This is a genomic window from Pseudomonas sp. LTR0 (assembly GCF_036630035.1).
Taxonomy (GTDB): domain Bacteria; phylum Pseudomonadota; class Gammaproteobacteria; order Pseudomonadales; family Pseudomonadaceae; genus Aquipseudomonas; species Aquipseudomonas putida_Y.
Genome location: NZ_CP123734.1, coordinates 1,736,823 through 1,757,954, shown reverse-complemented (window position 1 = coordinate 1,757,954; position 21,132 = coordinate 1,736,823). Strand labels below are relative to the sequence as shown.

The window sequence follows — 21,132 nt, the reverse complement described above, 5'->3', positions numbered from 1 at the left end:
CTTAGTAAGTCCGGACTTTTGGTTCGAAGGCTGGAACAGTCTTCGGCGCAAAGTTGACGCCGCGCTTGGCAACGCGCTTCTCACCCGGGTAGTACAGGGTGTGGCACAGCCAGTTTTCGTCGTCACGGTCTTCGAAGTCTTCACGGGCGTGAGCGCCGCGGGACTCTTTACGGGCTTCCGCCGCGATGGCGGTAGCTTCGGCAACTTCCAGCAGGTTCTGCAGCTCCAGCGCTTCGATACGCGCGGTGTTGAAGGCCTGGGACTTGTCGTTGATCTTGACGTTGGCGATACGGTCACGCAGACCGGCCAATTGCTCGATACCCTTCTGCATGTATTCGCCAGTACGGAATACACCGAAGTAGTTCTGCATGCAGCTCTGCAGCTCGCGCTTCAGGCTGGCAACGTCTTCACCGCTGGTACGCTCGTTGAGCTTGTTCAGGCGGTTCAGGGCAACATCGACGTCGGTGTCGCTGGCGTCGCGGTATTCCACGCCTTCGCTCAGCGCCTTCTCCAGGTGCAGGCCGGCAGCACGGCCGAACACCACCAGGTCGAGCAGCGAGTTGCCGCCCAGGCGGTTGGCACCGTGAACCGATACGCACGCCACTTCACCTACGGCGAACAGACCCGGGATGATGTGATCCTGGCCGTCGGCGTCCATGGTAATGGCCTGGCCATGAATGTTGGTGGCAACGCCGCCCATCATGTAGTGGCAGGTTGGCACTACCGGCACCGGTGCGACCACAGGGTCGACGTGGGCGAAGGTCTTGGACAGTTCGCAGATACCTGGCAGGCGGCTGTGCAGCACTTCCTCGCCCAGGTGGTCCAGCTTCAGCAGTACGTGGTCCTTGTTCGGGCCCACGCCGTTGCCGGCGATGATTTCCTTGACCATGGAACGGGCAACCACGTCGCGGCCGGCCAGGTCTTTGGCGTTCGGCGCGTAACGCTCCATGAAGCGCTCGCCGTGGGCGTTGATCAGGTAGCCACCCTCACCGCGGCAACCCTCAGTGACCAGTACACCGGCGCCGGCGATACCGGTCGGGTGGAACTGCCACATCTCGATATCCTGCACCGGCACGCCTGCACGCAGGGCCATGCCGATACCGTCACCGGTGTTGATCAGGGCGTTGGTGGTGGAAGCGTAGATACGGCCCGCACCGCCAGTGGCCAGCACAGTGGCCTTGGACTTGATGTACAGGGTTTCGCCGGTTTCGATGCAGATGGCGATCACACCAACGAATGCGCCGTCCTGGTTTTTCACCAGGTCAACGGCGTAGTACTCGTTGAGGAACGTGGTGCCAGCTTTCAGGTTGCCCTGGTACAGGGTGTGCAGCAGCGCGTGACCGGTACGGTCCGAAGCGGCACAGGTACGGGCGGCCTGGCCACCTTTACCGAAGTCCTTGGACTGACCGCCGAACGGGCGCTGGTAGATGCGGCCGGTTTCGGTGCGCGAGAACGGCAGACCCATGTGGTCCAGCTCGAAGACCGCAGCCGGGCCTTCCTGACACATGTATTCGATAGCGTCCTGGTCGCCGATGTAGTCGGAACCCTTGACGGTATCGTACATGTGCCAGCGCCAGTCGTCGTTCGGGTCGGCCGAAGCGATGGCGCAGGTGATGCCGCCCTGGGCGGATACGGTGTGCGAACGGGTCGGGAAGACCTTGGTGACTACGGCAGTCTTGTGGCCGCCTTGAGCCAGTTGCAGCGCTGCGCGCATGCCGGCGCCGCCGCCACCGATGATGATGGCGTCGAAGGAAATGGTTGGAATGCTAGCCATGGATCAGATACCCCAGAGAATCTGCACACCCCAGACGAAGTAAGCGAACATCGCAACGCCGCATACCGCCTGGAACAGGAAACGAATCGCAGTTGCCGACTTGCCGAACGACATAGGCGTCAGGTAGTCGGTTGCAATGGTCCACATGCCGACCCAGGCGTGAGCGCCCAGGGCAACGAGGGCCAGCAGACTGAAGATCCGCATCGCGTTGTTGGAGAACAGACCATGCCACTGGGTGTAGTCGATGCCTGGGTGGGCGACCACGTAGCCGATCAGGAAGAGGAAGTAAGCCGCGAGAACGACCGCAGAAACGCGCTGCGCCATCCAGTCATAGAGGCCCGAACGCGACAGGTTCGTGACATTGGTTACCATACCCAAACTCCCACCAGAACGATCAGCACCACGGAGATGACGATCACGATTTTCGAGCCCAGCTTGCCGCCTTCCAGCGTCTCACCGATACCCATGTCCATGATCAGGTGTCGAACACCTGCCACGAGGTGATAAAGCAGGGCGGACAACAGACCCCAGGTCACGAACTTGGCCAGCGGGCTGGTCAGACACGCCTTCACCTCACCGAAGCCTTCCTCGGAACCCAGCGACTTGCCCAGTGCATAAAGCATGATGGCAAGGCCGATGAACAGGATGACGCCGGAGATACGGTGCAGGATGGACGTGTACGCAGTGACGGGGAGCTTGATGGTCCTTAGGTCTAGGTTTACAGGTCGTTGGCTTTTCACGGCTTTTTTCACACTGAAGAGCCCCTAGCGAATCAGGGCAAAGTTGTTGGTAAGTGTACTGGTCAGGTACCCACCACCCAGGGAACGGCGACCCCCAGCAGTTCGGGCTTGCAAGCCCCTGGCGGTCGGGTGCCGAGTATAGACAGTTAGGCTGCTTATGACAACGTGACGGGGTAGCCCAAATAGCGCATTGCCTTTAATGAACAAAAGGCGTAAATGGGCGAGAATTTCGGGAAAAATCAGGCTTGAATGCTTGATTCAACAAGCCTTTAGGCAAATTGACATCTGAATTTATCCCTCTATAGTGGTGCGGGCCCTGCGTGGGGGGTCTGTCTGATGATTTCAAGCATTAATAGGAGGCCACATGGCTGACAAAAAAGCGCAGTTGGTCATCGAGGGCGCTGCCCCCGTCGAGCTGCCCATTTTAACCGGCACCGTTGGTCCTGATGTAATCGACGTCCGCGGGTTAGGGGCCACTGGTCACTTCACCTTCGACCCAGGTTTCATGGCGACTGCCTCGTGCGAGTCGAAGATCACCTATATTGACGGCGACAAAGGTATCCTGCTGCACCGCGGCTACCCGATCGAGCAACTCGCCGAACAGTCCGACTACCTCGAAACCTGCTACCTGCTGCTCAATGGCGAACTGCCGAATGCCGAGCAGAAGGCCCAGTTCGTCAGCACCGTCAAGAACCACACCATGGTTCACGAGCAGTTGAAGACCTTCTTCAACGGCTTCCGCCGCGACGCTCACCCGATGGCGGTGATGTGCGGCGTAGTCGGCGCCCTGTCGGCGTTCTATCACGACTCCCTGGACATCAATAACCCGCAACACCGCGAAATCTCCGCGGTGCGCCTGGTCGCCAAGATGCCGACCCTGGCTGCGATGGTTTACAAGTACTCCATGGGCCAGCCGATGATGTACCCGCGTAACGACCTGTCGTACGCGGAAAACTTCCTGCACATGATGTTCAACACCCCGTGCGAGATCAAACCGATCAGCCCGGTGCTGGCCAAGGCAATGGACCGGATCTTCATCCTCCACGCCGACCACGAGCAGAACGCCTCCACTTCCACCGTTCGTCTGGCCGGCTCGTCGGGTGCCAACCCGTTCGCCTGTATCGCCGCCGGTATCGCCGCACTGTGGGGCCCGGCCCACGGCGGTGCGAACGAAGCCGTACTGACCATGCTCGATGAAATCGGTGATGTTTCGAACATCGACAAATTCATCGCCAAGGCCAAGGACAAGAACGACCCGTTCAAGCTGATGGGCTTCGGTCACCGCGTGTACAAGAACCGCGACCCGCGCGCCACCGTGATGAAGCAGACCTGCGACGAAGTCCTGCGCGAACTGGGCATCAAGAACGACCCGCAGCTGGAACTGGCCATGCGCCTGGAAGAGATCGCCCTCACCGATCCGTATTTCATCGAGCGCTCGCTGTACCCGAACGTCGACTTCTACTCGGGGATCATCCTCAAGGCAATCGGCATTCCAACCAGCATGTTCACCGTGATCTTCGCCCTGGCACGTACCGTGGGCTGGATCTCGCACTGGAAAGAAATGCTCTCCAGCCCGTACAAGATCGGCCGTCCGCGCCAGCTGTACACCGGCGAGCAAAAGCGCGACCTCGTTGCCCTGAAGGACCGCAAGTAAGCTTTGATAGCCGAACGCAAAAAGGCTGCCCTCGGGCAGCCTTTTTTATTGTAAACCTGCTGGTCGCAGTTCGGCCTTTGCGGAGCGGCCCTGCGTCGCGAAAGGGCTGCAAAGCAGCCCAAGCAATATTGCGCTAATCCTAAGACTCCGGGGCCGCTGCGCGCGCCCATTCGCGACGCATGGCCGCTACCACAGAGAACCGCGCGCCGCGTTAAACCTCAGTTTTTCTCAGCCCGCTCACGCAGCTCTTTCAGGGTATTGAACGGCGCATCCACCACGAACTTGTTGGCCACCATTGCCGGCACGCTGCCGCCCGGCTCGGTGTGCACCTGGTAGGTCACCTCCGTGCTGTCGCCCTTGGGCACCAGCTTCCAGAAGCCCTCAACCTTGGCCACCCGCACAAAGCCCTTCTCTTCCGGCAAATAGGTCGGCTCTTCCTTCAGGTTTCGCACCAGGCTGCCGTCCGCCTCCTTGACCGTGGTCACATGCAAAACCGAATCACGCGGCGTCACCGGCCAGGGTGTATTGAACTGGGTGTAGGTCCACGTCTGGTCACCTTCTTGCTTGAGCAATTTCTGCAACTTGCACTCATGAATCCATGCGCAGGCACCCACCACATCTTCCTGCAACGCCTGCACCTTGGCCAACGGCGCCTTGATCACGGTAACACCCTGATAGGCCTTGTACTTGGAACCGGCCACTTCGCTGAGGGATACCTTGATCCCGTCCTCGTTCTTGGCCACTTGCCAGTTTTCAGCCCAGACCACAGGCGACAGCAGAACACCCACGCCACACAACAGTGCAATACGCTTGAACGATCTCATCATGTTTATCCTTGTTGTCGAAGATCCAGCCTGTCACGCCGCCGTCATCTGCTCCCACCAGCCAAGAATCCTGATTGCCTCGTCACGATCACTGCCGCACACCTCGGCATCCGCCTTGAAACCACCACACACCGCCGGCCGCTCAGGCTTGCCGAACAGGTCGCACAGGTTGGCGGCCGTCAGGTGCAGGCAGCGCTCACCAGCCGGCTTGCCATTGGGCATTCGCGGCATCGCAGAAGTGATGGACGGGGCGATGCAGCAGGCACCACAGCCTTCACGGCATTTCATGGCTATTCACCAAAATCAGGACTCCCTTGGAACAAAACGGGACGAACGTCCCTGGATAGTAACCGCTCAAACAGCCGTTTGAAATTACTGGCACGATGAAATCTGCCGTGACCCTGCAGTCAGTTCCTACCTATTGGCGATACTCGAAGTCGATGGCAGCCCCCTCCACGTCATGACGGCTGTCATTGCGCAGTTGCAGCTGCATCTCGTTGTTGATCAGCCGACCATTGAGCTGGAACGGGCTGTCATTGGTCTCTGGCTTTTCTGTGAACATGGGTGGCAACAAAGGCTTGCGCCGTTGGATTGGCGAAGGTGTGCCCACATTCGGCTCAAGGTTGTTGACCATATCAACTGGCAGGCTCAGGTCCAGCTTAGTCTTGGGTAATGGCTTGGCGACCGCTTTGCTGAGCGGCTTGTGCGCGGGCTTGGCTGTCGCCTTTCTTGGCACCTGCTTACCCGGAGCAGCCTGAGCCTGGGGTACCGGCTGCGCAGCCAAGGTGGGGACGACCGGGCAGCACAACGACAGAAGGCACACGATCAGAACAAAGCGGCGCAAAGCATTCATGGCAAATGGACAGACTGGCAGGAAAAATGCGTATGCTCCCTGTTCCACAGGCAGCTTGCAAGCCTTACAAAAGCGTGACCGCCGTCTCTCTGCACAACTGTTGGGCCAGCAAACCCAGCGTAATCACAGCCCGCTCGGCCTCTTTATTCCATGGAATGCCACAATTGAGCCGGACACAGTGGTTGAACTGCTCTGTGTTACTGAATATTAGCCCCGGTGCAATGCTGATGCCCTGCTCCAGCGCACGCACATGCAGCTCCTGGGTATTGACCCGACCCGGCAGGCTTACCCAAAGGATGAAGCCACCTGTCGGCCGGGTCATCTGGGTGCCCTCGGGGAAATGCTGCTGTACCGCCAACTGATAGGCACTGAGGTTCTTGCGATACTCCTGACGTATGTAGCGCAGATGCCGGTCGTAGCCGCCATTTTCCAGGTAGGCTGCCACCCCCATCTGCGTCACGCTGCAGGCCGAGTGGGTGGTAAAAGTCTGCAGGCGCTGAATCTCATCCTGGTAACGCCCGGCGATCATCCAGCCCACACGCACGCCGGGGGACAAAGTCTTGGAGAAGCTTGAACAGTAGATGACCCGATCCAGCCGGTCGAACGCCTTCAGCGCCTTGGTCTTGCCCTGCTCGAACATCAGCTCACCGTAGATGTCATCCTCGATGATCTGGATATCGAAGTCCGAGGCCAGGCGCAGCAATTGCTTTTGCCGTTCCTCCGGAACAGTGCCACCAAGTGGATTGCTCAAGCGCGCAGTCAGCACCAACGCCTTGATCGACCACTGGTTAGCCGCCAGTTGCAAGGCTTCGAGGCTGATACCGGTGGACGGGTCACTGGGGATTTCGATCACTTTCAAGCCCAGCAGGTCCGCCAGCTGCAGCAAGCCGTAATAGGTCGGCGACTCGGCGGCGATCAAGTCACCTGGGCGGGTCAGCACCCGCAGCGACATCTGCAGGGCGTCGACACACCCATGGGTCACGATCACTTCGCGCGGGTCGACCAGCACGCCGGCATCGCGCATGCGTATGGCGATCTGCCTGCGCAGCGGCTCGAAACCGGGGCTGAACATGTAGCTGAAGGCGCGCGGACTATGGAAGCGCGTTACCTTGGCGATTTGCTGATGCAAGGCGCGCACTGGCAGGTAGTCGACATGCGGCACTGCAGCACCAAACGGGAACACACCATCGCGACGCGCCTCAGTCAGCACCTGCTGGATGATGCTGGCACGCGTGACCAGGCCGGGGCGCTCCACCCGGGCGATGTCCGGGGTTTGCGCAGTCAAGGCAGGGGTCTGGTGAACGTAATAGCCAGACTGCGGCCGCGCCCGGATAAGCCCTTGGTCCTCAAGATTGGCATAGGCCTGCAGCACCGTGGCATGGCTGACATTGAGCTGGGCGCTCATCTTGCGCACGGAGGGTACCCGCTCGCCTGGCTGGTAGACACCGCGACGGATATCATCGGCCAGTTGCTGGGCGATACGCTGGTACAGCAGCAGGTTGGTCATGTCGACATGCTCGTTGTTCTTGTACAGGTCACAGACGGTAGAGGATACCGTAACAGTTGCAAAGTGTACTGGGACAGATTGCAACATAGTCGACAATACAACAGCGTGACAGCTATCGAAACGATTAAACCGACATAAAGCGGGCCGCAAAGCGGCCCTTTCCACAAGACTCAGCGCGCTGGCGCGAGCCGCCCCTTGTCATCGGAGAATACGATCTCCACCCGACGGTTCTGCGCCCTGCCCCGCTCCGAAGCATTGGCCTCGATCGGGTACTGGTCGCCATAGCCTTCAACCTGCAGGCGTTTTTCGTCGATGCCCAGGTCCACCAGCATGTCGGCCACGGACTGCGCCCGGTCGCGCGACAGCTTAAGGTTGTCCTCGCCCGCGCCCGTGCTGTCGGTATAGCCCTCGATACGCACTACCCGGCGCGGGTTGAGCTGCAGGAACTGCACCAGCTTGAGCACAGTCCGGCTGGCCGAGTTCTTCAGGTCGGCACTGCCGGTATCGAACAGCACATCGCCCAAGGTCATCACCAGGCCACGGTCGGCCTGCTCCGAAGCCAACGCGGCAATCTGCGATTCGACCCACTGTCCCTGCTGCTGCACGCTGGCCAGCTTGGCCTCACGCAAAGCCAGCTGCAGGCGCTGGCGCTCCAGGTCGAGCTTGGCCTGGCGTTCCTGGTTCAGCGCCAGCTTGGCATGTTCGCGGGCAATCTCGCTGTAGCGCTGACTGAGGTAAGCATAATGCCGCACATCAGAACCGGTGCCGATGTAGCTGGACAAGCGCTCGGCGCGAGCCAGCGATTCGCCTGCGCGAATCACGTCGCGCGGCGCGCTGCGCAGCACGTCGGAATCATCTTTGACCCCCTGGAAGGCGACAGTGGCCTCATCCAGCGCGGCACTGCTGCGCTGGCTGGCGCAACCTTGCAAACCTGCCGTCAGCGCCAACAGTACCAGTGCAGCCAAAGGCGTACGACGGATCATGGCTGCACCTCCAGTTGCTTGCGCAAGCGCTTGACCCGCGACTGCAGCACCTGCAGCTGCTCTTCGCTCTTCTGGTTCAGCACCTGGGCCTCGGCCAGGCGCGCATCCAGCTCGGCTTGCTCGGCGCGCATGCGCGCATCGCGGTAGTCCTGGGTGAGCATGTTGGCCTTGGCGCGGGCCAGCTTGTCTTCAGCCAGTTTCAGCGCTTCGACCTGCCCGGTGGCGCCGACGGCCTTGGCCTGGTCCAGTGCTTGTTCGGAAATGCGCATCTGCTCGTCAGGGGCCGGATCATTGGCGCAGCCAGCCAGGCCGAGCACGGCCAGGGCAAGGATTAGTGGTTGGGTTCTCACGCAATCTTCCTAGTGTTTGGGGGCGTCCGCCGGCACCTGCAACTGCGCTTTCCAGCGCTCGAGATTACGTTGCAGCACAGCTTCGGATGCACCAGAGATCGGCAATTCTGTCAGTTTTTTTGCCAATTGCCCACGCAACCAGCTGTCATTGCACGCCGAGTTATGCGACAGCGCCAGGTACAGGCCCGGCCTGTCCACCGGCAAGCCGCGGGCTATCAGGTCATTGCTCATGCCCAGGCTCTGGGCCATGGCCATACCGGAGTAACGTCCAGCCAGCACATAGTCCACCTGGCCGAGTACCAGTTTCTGGAACGCCTGGGTCAGGTTCTGCGCCGGCACCAGCTTGAGCTGGGCCTTGGCAAACGCAGTAAAGGCCGGGGTCAGGCGCGCACGGTCGGACAAGCTGCCCTGGTATCTGGTCAGATCGGCCGGGCCATCAAAGATCACCGCTGCATCATGGCGGGTCCACACCAGGTACTCATTGAGCTGCAACGGCGGATGGATGTAGTCCAGCGCGGTCAGTTGCTCCACCTGCATAGGGGTGTCGAGCAGCAGGTCCATGCGCCCACTGCGCACCTCTTCCAGCGCCTGGTCACGGCGACCGGCACTCAGCACCTCGACCTTCACACCCAGCTCGCCGGCCACCTGGCGCAACAGGTCGACGTTGGCGCCGATCAGGTGCCTTGGGTCTTTCGGGTCTTGCCAGGAATAGGGCGGCGCATCAGGGCTGCCGGTCGCCACCAGGCGCTCGCATTTGCCTGCCGCCATCGCCAGTGGCGGCAGCAACAGCGCCACGCATGCCAGCACCCTGCCCGTTCCGCGCAACGTCATGCCTCACTCCTCAACCCATAAAAAAACCCGACCCTCAAAGCGAGGGCCGGGTTCTTTATAAGTGAAGCAGCCGGATCAGACCAGCTTTTCCAGCTCTGGAACCGCTTCGAACAGGTCAGCGACCAGGCCGTAGTCGGCCACCTGGAAGATCGGCGCTTCTTCGTCCTTGTTGATCGCAACGATCACTTTGGAGTCTTTCATGCCGGCCAGGTGCTGGATCGCGCCGGAGATACCGACGGCGATGTACAGCTGTGGCGCAACGATCTTGCCGGTCTGGCCGACCTGCATGTCGTTCGGCACGAAGCCTGCGTCGACTGCGGCGCGCGAGGCACCGACAGCCGCGCCGAGCTTGTCGGCCAGGCTGTACAGGTGCTTGAAGTTGTCACCGTTGCCCATGCCACGGCCGCCGGAAACGACGATTTTGGCAGCGGTGAGCTCTGGGCGGTCGGACTTGGCCAGTTCTTCGCCAACGAAAGCCGAAATGCCGGCGTTGTGTGCAGCGCCAACAGCTTCGACGGCAGCAGAACCACCTTCGGCGGCCACGGCGTCGAAGCCGGTGGTACGCACGGTGATCACCTTGATGGCCGCGCTCGATTGCACGGTGGCGATGGCGTTACCCGCGTAGATCGGGCGCTTGAAGGTGTCGGCGGACTCGACCGAGATGATCTCGGAGATCTGGTCCACGTCCAGCAGCGCGGCCACACGCGGCAGGATGTTCTTGCCGTTGGTGGTAGCCGGGGCCAGCACGTGGCTGTAACCCTTGGCCAGCTCGACGATCAGCGGCGCGACGTTTTCCGGCAGCACGTGGGCGTAGGCCGCGTTGTCGGCAACCAGCACCTTGGCCACGCCAGCGATCTTGGCAGCAGATTCGGCAACGCCACCGACGTTCTGGCCTGCGACCAGCACGTGCACATCACCACCGATCTTGGCGGCTGCGGCGACAGTGTTCAGGGTGGCCGGGGCTACGGCACCGTTCTCGTATTCAGCGACAACCAGGATAGTCATTTAGATTACCTTCGCTTCGTTCTTCAGCTTCTCGACCAGTTCGGCCACCGATTTGACCTTGATGCCAGCGCTGCGGGCAGCCGGGGCTTCAACCTTCACGGTCTTGTTGGTGGAGGCGAGGGAAACGCCCAGCGCGTCTGGAGTAACAGTCTCCAGCGGCTTCTTCTTGGCCTTCATGATGTTCGGCAGCGACGCGTAGCGTGGCTCGTTCAGGCGCAGGTCGGTGGTGACGATGGCTGGCAGGTTCAGTGCAACGGTCTGCAGGCCGCCATCGATTTCACGGGTGACATTCAGCTTGTCGCCAGCGACTTCGACCTTGGACGCGAAGGTACCCTGGGCGAAGCCTGTCAACGCAGCCAGCATCTGGCCGGTCTGGTTGTTGTCACTGTCGATGGCCTGCTTGCCGAGGATGACCAGCTGCGGCTGCTCCTTGTCGACAACGGCCTTCAGCGCCTTGGCCACAGCCAGGGAGTTCAGTTCGTCAGCGGCTTCTACCAGGATGGCACGGTCGGCACCCAGAGCCAGGGCAGTACGCAGCTGCTCCTGGGCAGTGGTCGGGCCGACGGAAACGACGACGATCTCGGTCGCAACGCCTTTTTCTTTCAGGCGTACGGCTTCTTCCACGGCGATTTCGCAGAAGGGGTTCATGGACATCTTGACGTTAGCAAGGTCGACGCCGGAGTTGTCCGCTTTGACGCGAACCTTGACGTTGTAGTCGACCACTCGTTTGACAGCTACAAGAACCTTCATGGATTCCTCGTTACTCTCCGGTGAATAGATAGTCGCCTGGGGCAGAGCCCTGCGATGCGCGTGGGTACAAGGGCACCTCTAAAAACGTATCGGGAGGCAGCAATTTCACAGTGACCGAACAGTCTTGTTCGGACTCTTGCGACAAATCCTCGCGGGTCATTTTCTGTCGTGGCGTGTAAACTCCACTACAAACCGGCCTAAGCCCGCAAAACCCTGCTCCACACCTGGTCTTTAGAGGTGTACCTGCGCCCGGCTGCAAGCCTACGGCGAACGTAAAACCGCTCGTATCTTGACCGTAACACCCATTCCGGTCAATACGGCAAATCGGTCACCCTCCAGCCGCGTTCCTGTGATTTTACTGGCCTGCGGCAAATTCAAACAAACGTTTGTATTGGACCCGCCAAGTGGTGTAGATATAATGCGCGGCCAAGACAAAACGGTGTAGTCCGTCATTTGCCCAGCTACAGTTCCGCCGTTGCGTAGAACCGCTGCGAATGCCCCGCACCCATAAGACAAAGCAACAGCACGAGCCTTGATGAGTAGGAGAGAACCAGTGGAACGCGAATACATGGAATTCGACGTGGTCATCGTCGGCGCCGGCCCGGCGGGCCTGTCCGCCGCCTGCCGCCTGAAGCAGAAGGCCGCCGAAGCCGGTAGCGAAATCAGCGTCTGCGTGGTGGAGAAAGGCTCTGAAGTCGGCGCCCACATCCTCTCTGGCGCGGTGTTCGAGCCTCGCGCCCTGAACGAGCTGTTCCCCGACTGGAAAGAACTCGGCGCACCGCTCAATACCGAAGTGAAGCGCGACGACATCTACGTGCTCAAGGATGCCGGCAGCGCGACCAAGGTGCCTGACCTGTTCGTACCCAAGACCATGCACAACCATGGCAACTACATCATCTCGCTGGGCAACCTGTGCCGCTGGCTGGCCCAGCAGGCCGAGAACCTCGGTGTGGAGATCTACCCGGGCTTCGCCGCCCAGGAAGCGCTGTTCGACGACAACGGCGTGGTCCGCGGCATCGTTACCGGCGACCTTGGTGTCGACCGGGAGGGCAACCCCAAGGACGGCCTGTACACCCCAGGTATGGAACTGCGCGCCAAGTACACCCTGTTCGCCGAAGGCTGCCGTGGCCATATCGGCAAACAGCTGATCAAGCGCTTCAACCTCGACAGCGAGTCCGACGTCCAGCACTACGGCATCGGCCTGAAGGAAATCTGGGAAATCGACCCGGCCAAGCACGAACAGGGCCTGGTGGTGCACACCGCCGGCTGGCCGCTGGACGTGGTGGCCAAGGAAAACACCGGTGGCTCGTTCCTTTATCACCTGGAAAACAACCAGGTGGTGGTCGGCCTGATCGTTGACCTGTCCTACGCCAACCCATACCTGTCGCCGTTCGACGAGTTCCAGCGCCTCAAGCACCACCCGGTGATCAGCCAGTACCTCGAAGGCGGCAAGCGCATCAGCTACGGCGCCCGCGCCTTGGCCAAGGGCGGCATCAACTCGCTGCCGAAAATGGTCTTCAATGGTGGCGCGCTGATCGGTTGCGACCTGGGCACCATGAACGTGGCCAAGATCAAGGGCAGCCATACCGCGATGAAGTCCGGCATGCTCGCCGCCGAAGCAGTGGCCGACGCATTGATCGCCGGTGGCGAAGGCGGCGATCAATTGAACAGCTATGTCAGCGCCTTCAAGGCCAGCTGGCTGCACGAAGAACTGTTCGCCAGCCGCAACTTCGGCCCGGCCATGCACAAGTTCGGCCCGCTGTTGGGCGCGGCGTTCAACTATGTCGACCAGAACTGGTTCGGTGGCAAACTGCCGTTCACCCTGCACGACACCAAGCCGGACTATGCCTGCCTCAAGCTGGCCGCCGACTCGAAAAAGATCGACTACCCGAAACCGGACGGCAAGCTCAGCTTCGACAAGCTCAGCTCGGTATTCCTCTCCAGCACCAACCACGAAGAGGAACAACCCTGCCACCTGAAGCTGACCGATCCGAGCGTACCGATCGCCAGCAACCTGCCGCTGTACGACGAGCCTGCCCAGCGTTACTGCCCGGCAGGCGTGTACGAAGTGGTCACCCAGGAAGACGGCAACAAGCGTTTCCAGATCAACGCGCAAAACTGCGTGCACTGCAAGACCTGCGACATCAAGGACCCGGCCCAGAACATCACCTGGGTCACCCCTGAAGGCGCTGGCGGGCCGAACTACCCGAACATGTAAGGCCCCTGCCCTTGCGGCAACAAAAAGCCCCCGGTCCTCATGGGCCGGGGGCTTTTTGTTGTGAGTATGCGTCTGGACCTACGAGGTGTTCGCCGTGAGAGGTTCAGCGCCTATCAGATCGAGCGCCGCCCGCGCGGCGCATCGCGAGCAAGCTCGCTCCTACATCTGTTTCGAGCCAGTCCATCCTGTGCCAGGCGCGCGCGACCGCCTTGTTTGTACGACGCGATATCGAGCCATGCGCCAGGGCGTTCGCGCGCAAATCCCACAGGCATAATTGGCCCGGAACAAATGTAGGAGCGCATCGCGAGCAAGCTCCCTCCTACATCTGTTTCGAGCCAGTCCATCCTGTGCCAGGCGCGCGCGACCGCCTTGTTTGTACGACGCAATATCGAGCCATGCGCCAGGGCGTTCGCGCGCAAATCCCACAGGCATAATTGGCCCGGAACAAATGTAGGAGCGAGCTTGCTCGCGATGCGCCGCGCGGGCGGCGCTCGGTGCAAGCCTTGCTACACAACCCAAGACATGCACCTGCTCATTTGTCGCCACACATGACCGGCATCGGCTCCGCAGCAAACACCAATGGCTCACGACGCCCGAAATACAAGGCCGTCAGCAGCCCCACCGCGCCCATGATCAGACAAAACCCGACACACACCCATGGGCTCCACGGCATCAGCGCAATCAGTGCCAGCGGCGTGGTACTGGCCCACACTGCGTAGGCCACGTTGTAGGTGAAGGAAATGCCCGATACACGGATTTGCGCCGGGAACAGCCCTACCATTACCGAGGGCACCACCCCCACCACGCCACAACTCAACCCCGCCAGCGCATAGGCCAGCCAGGTCATGCCCCACTGCCCCACCAGGCTGGCGTACAACGTGCCGATACCCAGCGGCAGCAACAGGCTATACAGCATCAGCGCGCGCCAGGCACCCACACGGTCGACCAGCAGCCCGGCCAGCACGCAGCCAATGTTGAGGAAGACGATGCCCACACTGCTGAGGGCGAAGGTGTGCCCGGCACTCATGCCGAAGCGCTGCTGCATCACTGTCGGGGTGATCACCACCAGCACCACCACCGCCGAGGTCAGCACACAGGTCAGCAACGCGGCAGGGATCAACGCCCGGCGGTGCTCGCCCAGCACTCGCCGCAGCGGAAATGCCACAGGTTGCTCCTGGCGCGCGCGCAGGGCGAGAAACACCGGTGTTTCACTGAGCCAACGGCGTAGCCACACACCAATTACACCGAACACCCCACCCAACAGGAACGGGTAGCGCCAGGCGTAATCGAGGATTTCCTGCGGGGTGAACAGTTGCGCCAGCAAGGTTGCGGTCAGCGCCCCCAGCAGGTAGCCGAAGGTCAGCCCGGCCTGCAGAAAGCCCAAGGCATAGCCGCGCCGCCCGCTGGGCGCGTGCTCGGCAACGAACGTCCAGGCGCTTGGCACTTCACCGCCTACGGCAGCACCCTGGAGGATGCGCAAGGCCAACAGTATCAGCGGGGCGGCATAGCCGATGTCGGCATAGGTCGGCATCACCCCGATCAACAGGCACGGCAATGCCATCATCAGGATGCTCAGGCTGAAGACCCGCTTGCGCCCCAGATGGTCGGCAAAGTGCGCCATCAGGATGCCGCCCAGCGGCCGCGCCAGATAGCCGGTGACGAAAATGCCGAAGCTTTGCAGCAGGCGTAGCCATTCGGGCATCTCGGGAGGGAAGAACAGTTGGCTGAGGGTCAGCGCGAAGAACACGAAAATGATGAAGTCGTAGATTTCCAGCGCGCCACCCAGCGCCGCCAGGCCCAGGGTCCGATGGTCGCCGCGGCTGAACCGGGGCGGGCGAGCGGTATCGATGGCAGTCATGGCAGGGTCCGCAGATCGGCAAAGGGCAAGAGCATAACAAATAGCTGCCCCATTGCCCCGCCTGCGGCACCGCTAGCGGTTGAACACCGTATGCGCGAAGTTGGCTCGCGGTCGTGGCCGCGCTGTACTGGCCGCCAGGGTGCTCGGCAGCGGTAGCTTGCCGACCAGCATCGGTGCGTCGATGATTGCCATGAACGTCTCCAGCGCCTCGTTATCGGGCACCTGTGGCAGGCTCAGGCTGACCGCCTGGCGCTCGGTCTGCGGCACTGCTGGCACTTTCAACTGGCTGGAATGGTAAAGCAGGGCGTGCTGGATCTGTGTGCTGACGCGGCAGAAGCGTTCCAGGTCTACTCCGCAATGGCTGGCCAGCTCGATATTGCCCAGCAACAGGTGGAAGGGCTGCAAGGCGCATTGCACCAGGCGCTGCAGCTCCTCGAAGCTATCCACTGGGGCTATCCGGTAATAGCCCAAACCATTGAGCAACCGTTCCAGCTGCAGGCGCTGGCACGGGTGTGCATCGGCGATGAGAATGCGCAGAGTCTTGTTTGCCATGGTCGGACCTGGGCCATTAGGTAATGGGCACGCTCCATGACCATACTGCGCCAGTAACGGCTACTGCCAAGGCCATGTACGGCAACGGTCTTATCTGATAGAAGTCGGGAAAGCCGCATAAATCAAGTGATTGACTGACGGAATTTGCATTTGCCTTTAACCTGGCAATCAGGATTCCCATTGCCGCATGCGCACCCGGCAGTGCTTCATGGCATTGACGATGTGCTTTTCCACCAGGCTACGCGAAATGCCCAGCCGCTCGGCGATCTGCAGATGGGACAGGCCTTCGATCTTGCGCAGCAGGAAGCATTCGCGGCAGGGGCCGCTCAGTTCGTCCAGTGCCCGCTGCATGAGGGCCAGGCGCTGGTTGAGCTGCAGTTCCTGCGCCAGCGCCGGCACATGACAGCCCTCATCACTGTCAAGTATCTCCAGCGGTTCGGCCTGACGCACCAGATGGCGACGATGGCGGTCGACCACCAGGTTCAGGGCGATACGGTAAAGGAAAGCGCGCGGATGCTCGATCTGCCCGTTGTCCGTTCGCTCCAGTACCCGCAGGTAGGCATCGTGGGCAACATCCTCTGCCGCCTGACGGTTACCCAGGCGCGCGGACAGGAAACTCACCAATTCACGATAGTAACGTTCCACAAACACACCTGGAATCGTCCTGCACACCCACGACGGGGCAGATGCAGAACTGAGTGATATCAGCGTGCGATCTTACAAAATATAATGATTCTCAGCAACGCACACCTGCGCTGGGCCCACTGTCAGCCCGATGCCCGCACGACCTTGAGATTGCGGGCATACCAGGGGCGCTGCGGCACCCGTGGTCGCAGCCGGGCAAAGAGGTCTTCATTGCCATAAATGATGCGTAACGCCAGCTTCATGGTTTCCGGGTCCATCTCGAGGCTTCGACCAGGTCTCAGGCCCGGCACCGTGGAACAGCCATGGGTATCGGGACCTAGCCACGGGTCAGCCACCTCTACCCAACGCCCGGGTGCGAACCAGGGCACACCATTCACCTGCAAGCGGCGGATCTCGCCCGGGTGAACCCGCTCGTGGGCGCGGAACCAGTCGTCGACTCGGTCGTCGATCCACCCATGAAAATGCCAGAACACCGGGTTTACATGTGACGAGAACGGGTCGCCAAGAAAATCGTTACGTGCTTCAAACCAGCGCTCAGCAAAATCCCCCGGGGTACGTGCTGCGGGCACCGGCATACCGTTGGACGGGTCGCGCGGCACCGCCGCCCACCGCATGTGCAACCAGTCATGCAGGCCCAGTTCCAGCTCTGAGCCGAACTGCCCCAAGGTCAGCTTGCTCAGATATTCCGGATCACTGTACCGCGACTCCCAGACCTGAAAGTTGCCATGGAAGGTATCCGGGCTTTTGATGTCGCGTACCCACTGGGTGTACTCCTGGTCGTCATGGGCCAGCCAGGTCGGTGGCAAGGCATTGCCGTCGCAGTTGTCGAAGTAACGGGCGAAACCGACGCGGTCACGCTCGAGCTCCGGCTGAGGCAGCGGGAACCGCGTCCACGAGGGCAGGTCCTGCAGGGCCCTGGCACTGCCGAGCATGTGCCGGTGCATGAACAGGAAGTCTTCTCCGGAACCGTTGCGATCCTTGTGCCTGCCACGCGCATCACGCTCCTGGCCCCGCGGCCCGGGTTGCCAGCCCAGACCACGCAGGGCGGATTGCTTGTCCTCTTCCAGCTTGTGCCACTTGTCCCGCGATGCGTGCCATAACTGGTGAAACAGCCGGTGCTCCGGCGAAATGAGCCAAGCCAGCAACTGTGGCGACAGCGGCGTACGTTCGCGAGCCTCCGGGAAAGGCCGCTTCAAGGCCAGGAAGCCATTGTCCAGAACAGGCAGAGACAGGGCGCGGTCCAGGGCCGAGATACGACCATTGAGCGTTGCCGGCCCGGCATTGCCATAGGCGCCCCAGACCTCATCGAGCACCACATGGCATTCATAGCGCGCACGCCCTGCACCGGGCTCGGTTGAAAACAGCCGCCAGCGCAACGTCCCGGGCTTGTCCGTCAGCAAGTCACCCATGACCCGATAACGTGGTTCCTGCTCACTGCGCAAGCGATCGGCGGTGTCCAGGTAACCTCGCAGCCCCCGGCCATTGCTGGCGACATCCAGAAACAGTTCCAGCTCCCCGTCGGGCATACCCAGCAGTTGGGCATCCTTGCCATGTGCAGTCCAGCGCCAGATGCCCCGCAGGATGTCGCCCAGCTGCTGCAGGCGGGTATCGGCCAACTCGACAACAGCCTCGCCAGGCGTTTCCGGAAACGCATCGGCATCCCGCTGGCGCTGCACATACAGCGCACCGGGCACCGCCACGCCCGTCAATGCCACAGCGGCGATGAACCCGCGTCGAGAAATCGTCATTGCAACTACCTGTGCGTTCATAGCGGCCATGGAGCACGGCCCGTCCAAGGCTAGAACGTTGTACCTGCGCAGAAATTTAACGCCTCGGCCGGGCCGGCTAAATTTCCTCTGTGTCGACTCGTTCACCCCAGGTAGCGGCGGCCTCTGTGCCCTCCCTCGACGGCGAACCTACTGAGACCAAGATGACGACACCACGCTGGAAAAAAGCCCTGTACATCAGCCTGGCTGCGGCAGCCGCCGCGGGTGCCGGTCTGGCTGCCTGGTACCATTTCGCGGCCCCTGGCGGCTACCCCCGGGAGGTCGTTCGTCAAGCCAACGACTTACAGGAGCGCATCATCTCGTTCGACAGCCATGTCACCTTGCCGTTGGACTTCGGCAACGAAGGCAGCGAAGCCGACAAGGACGGGCCGGGCCGCTTCGACCTGGCCAAGGCTGCCCAAGGGCGGTTGTCTGGCGCGGCGCTGACCATCTTTGCCTGGCCCGAATCCTGGACGGGCGCAAACAGCCCGCATCGCCCCACGCCAGGTTTCGTCGAGGCCGCCCGCCACACCCAGGAGGTGCGCTACAACGCCATCACCGCGATGGTGCGCGACTTCCCCGAACGTGTCGCCATCGCCTACACCCCGCAGGACATGCGGCGCTTGCACGGCGAAGGCAAGTTCGCGGTGTTCCTGAGCATGCTCAATGCGTATGCGCTGGGGGACGATATCGACCAGCTCGACCGCTGGGCGGCACGCGGGGTGCGTATGTTCGGCTTCAGCTACGTCGGCAACAATAGCTGGGCCGACTCATCTCGCCCCTTGCCGTTCTTCAATGACACTGTCGATGCGCTGGAGGGTCTGTCCCCCATCGGCAAGCGCGCCGTACAGCGGCTCAATGACCTGGGCGTGATCATCGATGTCTCGCAGATGTCCAGCAAGGCGCTGAACCAGGTCATTCAGCTCAGCCGTACTCCGGTGGTGGCGTCGCACTCGGCACCACGGGCCATGGTCGATATCAACCGCAACCTGTCCGACAAGGAAATGCAGTTGATCAAGGAAGGCGGCGGGGTCGTGCAACTGGTCGCGTTCTCCAGCTACCTCAAGCCGCTCAGCGCACAGACCCAGGAAAAGCTCAATACCTTGCGCGCCCGCTACGCCCTGCCGCCACTGGCTGACCTGAACTATGCGCTGATGCCTGGCGACCCGGTCATCGCCGGCTGGCCCGAGCAGAAGGTCGGACAATATGCCAACGAGCTCTATGCCATCCTCGAACAAGAGCCGCCCGCGACCCTGAAGGACTATGGCGATGCCATCGACTACACCGTGCGCAAGATCGGCATCGATCACGTAGGCATCAGTTCGGACTTCAACGAAGGCGGCGGCATCGATGGCTGGCACGACGCCAGCGAGGCACGCAACGTAACGGCCGAACTCATTACCCGCGGCTACTCCGAAGCCGATATCGCCAAGCTTTGGGGCGGCAATTTCCTGCGCGTCTGGGAACAAGTGCAGCACGCCGCCCGCGGTACCGACACTTCACTGCGCTAAGCCATTGGGCACCTTTATGAACGACCGCCGCAACTTTCTCAAACGGGCTGGCCTCCTCGCTGCCGGCCTGCCGCTCGCCGGCCATCTGCTACCCGGTGCCGAGGCCGCCACGCCGATACCGAGCGCCGGCAACCGAAGATGGGCCGATTTTCGCCGCCTGTTCGAGCTCGACCCGAACTATGCGCACTTCGCCAACTTCCTGATCACCTCTCATCCAAGACCGGTACGCGAAGCCATCGAGGCCCTGCGTGCACGTTTCGACCGTCACCCGGCGCTGATGGTCGACTGGGATGCCCAGTCGGAGTGGAAGCACGAGGCTGAGGTACGCCAATGGGCCGCACGCTACCTGGAGGTGGCGCCACGCCAGATTGCCCTGACGGGCAGCACTACCGAGGGCCTGGGTTTGATTTATGGCGGCATCAAGCTGGCACCCGGCCAGGAAATCCTGACCACGGTGCACGAGCATTCCGCCGCACGGCAAACCATGAACTACCGCAGCGCCCGCGATGGCAACCCGGTACGCAGGCTGCGCCTGTTCGAGCAACCCTGGCAGGTGAGCACCGACCAGGTGCTGGGGACCTTGCGTGCCGCCATTTCCCCGCAAACACGCGTGCTGGGCATGACCTGGGTACATTCGGGCAGCGGGGTGAAACTGCCGGTTGGCGAAATCGGTGCACTCGTACGCGAGATCAATCAGAACAGGGACGAACGCGACCATATCCTGTATGTGATCGACGGAGTTCACGGGCTTGGCGTCGAGGACATGCGCTTCGCCGACCTGAACTGCGACTACTTCATCTCCGGGACCCACAAGTGGATGTTCGGTCCCCGGGGGACAGGCATCATCTGCGCCGCATCCTCGGCACTGGGGCAACTGCAACCGAGCATCGCCACCTTCTCGGAAAACGAAGACTTCGCCACCATCATGAGCCCGGGCGGCTACCACGCCTTCGAGCACCGCTGGGCCCTGGGCAAGGCGTTCGAACTGCACCTGCAAACCGGCAAGGCTGCCGTGCAGGCACGCATCCACGCTCTCAACGACTACCTGAAGCAACAGCTGGAAAGCCTGCCTGCCATCGAACTGGTGACGCCGCGCAGCAGCACCCATTCGGCGGGCTTCACCTTCTTTCGCGGCAAAGGCCAGGATGCCGACGAGCTGGCCAGGTACCTGACTAGCCAACGCATCATCGTCGACGCCGTGTCGCGCGATGCCGGGCCAGTGGTGCGCACTGCGCCGGGTTTGCTGAATACCGAAGCGGAAATCGACCGCTTGGTCGAAGTACTGCGCCAACGCCTGCGCGCCTGACAACC

Annotated in this window: 20 protein-coding genes; 4 read left to right on the top strand and 16 right to left on the bottom strand. The window is 61.5% G+C overall.

Translation table 11 applies throughout. The annotated features are described in order from the left end of the window. Window position 1 precedes the first annotated feature (1 nt). From sdhA to sdhC, 3 genes are read right to left on the bottom strand one after another with little or no spacing between them, the layout of a single operon-like run. Window positions 2–1,774: a succinate dehydrogenase flavoprotein subunit gene (gene sdhA / locus QCL51_RS08195; RefSeq protein WP_003254213.1), complete on the bottom strand. Its 1,773-nt coding sequence runs from the start codon at window positions 1,772–1,774 to the stop codon at window positions 2–4. Between the two features lie 3 nt (window positions 1,775–1,777). Beyond that, complete coding sequence (gene sdhD / locus QCL51_RS08190) at window positions 1,778–2,146, bottom strand: succinate dehydrogenase, hydrophobic membrane anchor protein (RefSeq protein WP_003254214.1); 369 nt, start codon at window positions 2,144–2,146, stop codon at window positions 1,778–1,780. Next, the gene (gene sdhC, locus QCL51_RS08185; RefSeq protein WP_008091902.1) at window positions 2,140–2,526 is read right to left on the bottom strand and encodes a succinate dehydrogenase, cytochrome b556 subunit; all 387 of its coding nucleotides are present in this window, start codon (window positions 2,524–2,526) and stop codon (window positions 2,140–2,142) included. The genes sdhD and sdhC overlap by 7 nt, the downstream gene beginning before the upstream one ends. A 352-nt stretch (window positions 2,527–2,878) precedes the next feature. Here sdhC and gltA point away from each other — a divergent pair, with 352 nt between their 5' ends. Further along, window positions 2,879–4,168, top strand: coding sequence for a citrate synthase (gltA, locus tag QCL51_RS08180; protein ID WP_021784847.1), 1,290 nt, complete (start codon window positions 2,879–2,881; stop codon window positions 4,166–4,168). A gap of 218 nt (window positions 4,169–4,386) precedes the next feature. On the opposite strand, the gene QCL51_RS08175 is transcribed toward gltA, so the two are convergent. From QCL51_RS08175 to QCL51_RS08135, 9 genes are all read right to left on the bottom strand, one after another. Continuing rightward, on the bottom strand, window positions 4,387–4,992 hold the full coding sequence (locus tag QCL51_RS08175; RefSeq protein ID WP_323601377.1) for an START domain-containing protein: 606 nt from the start codon (window positions 4,990–4,992) through the stop codon (window positions 4,387–4,389). 33 nt (window positions 4,993–5,025) lie between these two features. Continuing rightward, a complete protein-coding gene (locus tag QCL51_RS08170; RefSeq protein ID WP_003254220.1) occupies window positions 5,026–5,280 on the bottom strand; it encodes a YkgJ family cysteine cluster protein in 255 nt (84 codons plus the stop codon). A 130-nt stretch (window positions 5,281–5,410) separates the two neighbouring features. Next, window positions 5,411–5,845 (bottom strand): hypothetical protein, encoded by a 435-nt coding sequence (locus QCL51_RS08165; protein ID WP_021784844.1) that lies wholly within the window; start codon window positions 5,843–5,845, stop codon window positions 5,411–5,413. Window positions 5,846–5,909: 64 nt separating this feature from the next. Then, entirely contained in the window at window positions 5,910–7,352 is a 1,443-nt protein-coding gene (locus QCL51_RS08160; RefSeq protein WP_003254223.1) for a PLP-dependent aminotransferase family protein, read from the bottom strand. A 170-nt stretch (window positions 7,353–7,522) separates the two neighbouring features. Continuing rightward, entirely contained in the window at window positions 7,523–8,335 is an 813-nt protein-coding gene (locus QCL51_RS08155; RefSeq protein ID WP_021784843.1) for an OmpA family protein, read from the bottom strand. Continuing rightward, window positions 8,332–8,685, bottom strand: a complete 354-nt coding sequence (locus QCL51_RS08150; protein ID WP_021784842.1) for a DUF4398 domain-containing protein — start codon at window positions 8,683–8,685, stop codon at window positions 8,332–8,334. The genes QCL51_RS08155 and QCL51_RS08150 overlap by 4 nt, the downstream gene beginning before the upstream one ends. A 9-nt stretch (window positions 8,686–8,694) precedes the next feature. Then, complete coding sequence (locus QCL51_RS08145) at window positions 8,695–9,516, bottom strand: transporter substrate-binding domain-containing protein (RefSeq protein WP_021784841.1); 822 nt, start codon at window positions 9,514–9,516, stop codon at window positions 8,695–8,697. Between the two features lie 75 nt (window positions 9,517–9,591). Further along, the gene (locus QCL51_RS08140) at window positions 9,592–10,521 is read right to left on the bottom strand and encodes an FAD-binding protein (RefSeq protein ID WP_021784840.1); all 930 of its coding nucleotides are present in this window, start codon (window positions 10,519–10,521) and stop codon (window positions 9,592–9,594) included. Beyond that, the gene (locus tag QCL51_RS08135; RefSeq protein WP_003254232.1) at window positions 10,522–11,271 is read right to left on the bottom strand and encodes an electron transfer flavoprotein subunit beta/FixA family protein; all 750 of its coding nucleotides are present in this window, start codon (window positions 11,269–11,271) and stop codon (window positions 10,522–10,524) included. A gap of 535 nt (window positions 11,272–11,806) precedes the next feature. On the opposite strand from QCL51_RS08135, the gene QCL51_RS08130 reads away from it, so the two are divergent. Next, the gene (locus QCL51_RS08130) at window positions 11,807–13,489 is read left to right on the top strand and encodes an electron transfer flavoprotein-ubiquinone oxidoreductase (protein WP_080671153.1); all 1,683 of its coding nucleotides are present in this window, start codon (window positions 11,807–11,809) and stop codon (window positions 13,487–13,489) included. 532 nt (window positions 13,490–14,021) lie between these two features. Here QCL51_RS08130 and QCL51_RS08125 read toward each other — a convergent pair. From QCL51_RS08125 to QCL51_RS08110, 4 genes are all read right to left on the bottom strand, one after another. Then, complete coding sequence (locus tag QCL51_RS08125; RefSeq protein ID WP_021784838.1) at window positions 14,022–15,347, bottom strand: MFS transporter; 1,326 nt, start codon at window positions 15,345–15,347, stop codon at window positions 14,022–14,024. 72 nt (window positions 15,348–15,419) lie between these two features. Beyond that, a complete protein-coding gene (locus QCL51_RS08120; protein ID WP_021784837.1) occupies window positions 15,420–15,899 on the bottom strand; it encodes a hypothetical protein in 480 nt (159 codons plus the stop codon). A 168-nt stretch (window positions 15,900–16,067) separates the two neighbouring features. Continuing rightward, window positions 16,068–16,544 (bottom strand): sigma-70 family RNA polymerase sigma factor, encoded by a 477-nt coding sequence (locus QCL51_RS08115; RefSeq protein WP_028698354.1) that lies wholly within the window; start codon window positions 16,542–16,544, stop codon window positions 16,068–16,070. A gap of 122 nt (window positions 16,545–16,666) precedes the next feature. Next, window positions 16,667–18,292 (bottom strand): twin-arginine translocation signal domain-containing protein, encoded by a 1,626-nt coding sequence (locus QCL51_RS08110; protein ID WP_021784835.1) that lies wholly within the window; start codon window positions 18,290–18,292, stop codon window positions 16,667–16,669. A gap of 182 nt (window positions 18,293–18,474) precedes the next feature. Here QCL51_RS08110 and QCL51_RS08105 point away from each other — a divergent pair, with 182 nt between their 5' ends. Further along, window positions 18,475–19,821, top strand: coding sequence for a dipeptidase (locus tag QCL51_RS08105; protein WP_021784834.1), 1,347 nt, complete (start codon window positions 18,475–18,477; stop codon window positions 19,819–19,821). A gap of 16 nt (window positions 19,822–19,837) precedes the next feature. Further along, window positions 19,838–21,127, top strand: coding sequence for an aminotransferase class V-fold PLP-dependent enzyme (locus tag QCL51_RS08100; protein ID WP_103444705.1), 1,290 nt, complete (start codon window positions 19,838–19,840; stop codon window positions 21,125–21,127). Window positions 21,128–21,132 lie beyond the last annotated feature (5 nt).

What these genes read in the sequence shown, in the direction of transcription:
- QCL51_RS08175 (WP_323601377.1), bottom strand. Translation starts at nt 4,992, where the DNA reads ATGAGATCGTTCAAGCGTATTGCACTGTTGTGTGGCGTGGGTGTTCTG.
- QCL51_RS08145 (WP_021784841.1), bottom strand. Translation starts at nt 9,516, where the DNA reads ATGACGTTGCGCGGAACGGGCAGGGTGCTGGCATGCGTGGCGCTGTTG.
- gltA (WP_021784847.1), top strand. Translation starts at nt 2,879, where the DNA reads ATGGCTGACAAAAAAGCGCAGTTGGTCATCGAGGGCGCTGCCCCCGTC.
- QCL51_RS08130 (WP_080671153.1), top strand. Translation starts at nt 11,807, where the DNA reads ATGAGTAGGAGAGAACCAGTGGAACGCGAATACATGGAATTCGACGTG.
- QCL51_RS08120 (WP_021784837.1), bottom strand. Translation starts at nt 15,899, where the DNA reads ATGGCAAACAAGACTCTGCGCATTCTCATCGCCGATGCACACCCGTGC.
- QCL51_RS08100 (WP_103444705.1), top strand. Translation starts at nt 19,838, where the DNA reads ATGAACGACCGCCGCAACTTTCTCAAACGGGCTGGCCTCCTCGCTGCC.
- QCL51_RS08110 (WP_021784835.1), bottom strand. Translation starts at nt 18,292, where the DNA reads ATGACGATTTCTCGACGCGGGTTCATCGCCGCTGTGGCATTGACGGGC.
- QCL51_RS08155 (WP_021784843.1), bottom strand. Translation starts at nt 8,335, where the DNA reads ATGATCCGTCGTACGCCTTTGGCTGCACTGGTACTGTTGGCGCTGACG.
- QCL51_RS08105 (WP_021784834.1), top strand. Translation starts at nt 18,475, where the DNA reads ATGACGACACCACGCTGGAAAAAAGCCCTGTACATCAGCCTGGCTGCG.
- QCL51_RS08135 (WP_003254232.1), bottom strand. Translation starts at nt 11,271, where the DNA reads ATGAAGGTTCTTGTAGCTGTCAAACGAGTGGTCGACTACAACGTCAAG.
- QCL51_RS08125 (WP_021784838.1), bottom strand. Translation starts at nt 15,347, where the DNA reads ATGACTGCCATCGATACCGCTCGCCCGCCCCGGTTCAGCCGCGGCGAC.
- QCL51_RS08160 (WP_003254223.1), bottom strand. Translation starts at nt 7,352, where the DNA reads ATGACCAACCTGCTGCTGTACCAGCGTATCGCCCAGCAACTGGCCGAT.
- QCL51_RS08140 (WP_021784840.1), bottom strand. Translation starts at nt 10,521, where the DNA reads ATGACTATCCTGGTTGTCGCTGAATACGAGAACGGTGCCGTAGCCCCG.
- sdhA (WP_003254213.1), bottom strand. Translation starts at nt 1,774, where the DNA reads ATGGCTAGCATTCCAACCATTTCCTTCGACGCCATCATCATCGGTGGC.
- QCL51_RS08170 (WP_003254220.1), bottom strand. Translation starts at nt 5,280, where the DNA reads ATGAAATGCCGTGAAGGCTGTGGTGCCTGCTGCATCGCCCCGTCCATC.
- QCL51_RS08165 (WP_021784844.1), bottom strand. Translation starts at nt 5,845, where the DNA reads ATGAATGCTTTGCGCCGCTTTGTTCTGATCGTGTGCCTTCTGTCGTTG.
- sdhD (WP_003254214.1), bottom strand. Translation starts at nt 2,146, where the DNA reads ATGGTAACCAATGTCACGAACCTGTCGCGTTCGGGCCTCTATGACTGG.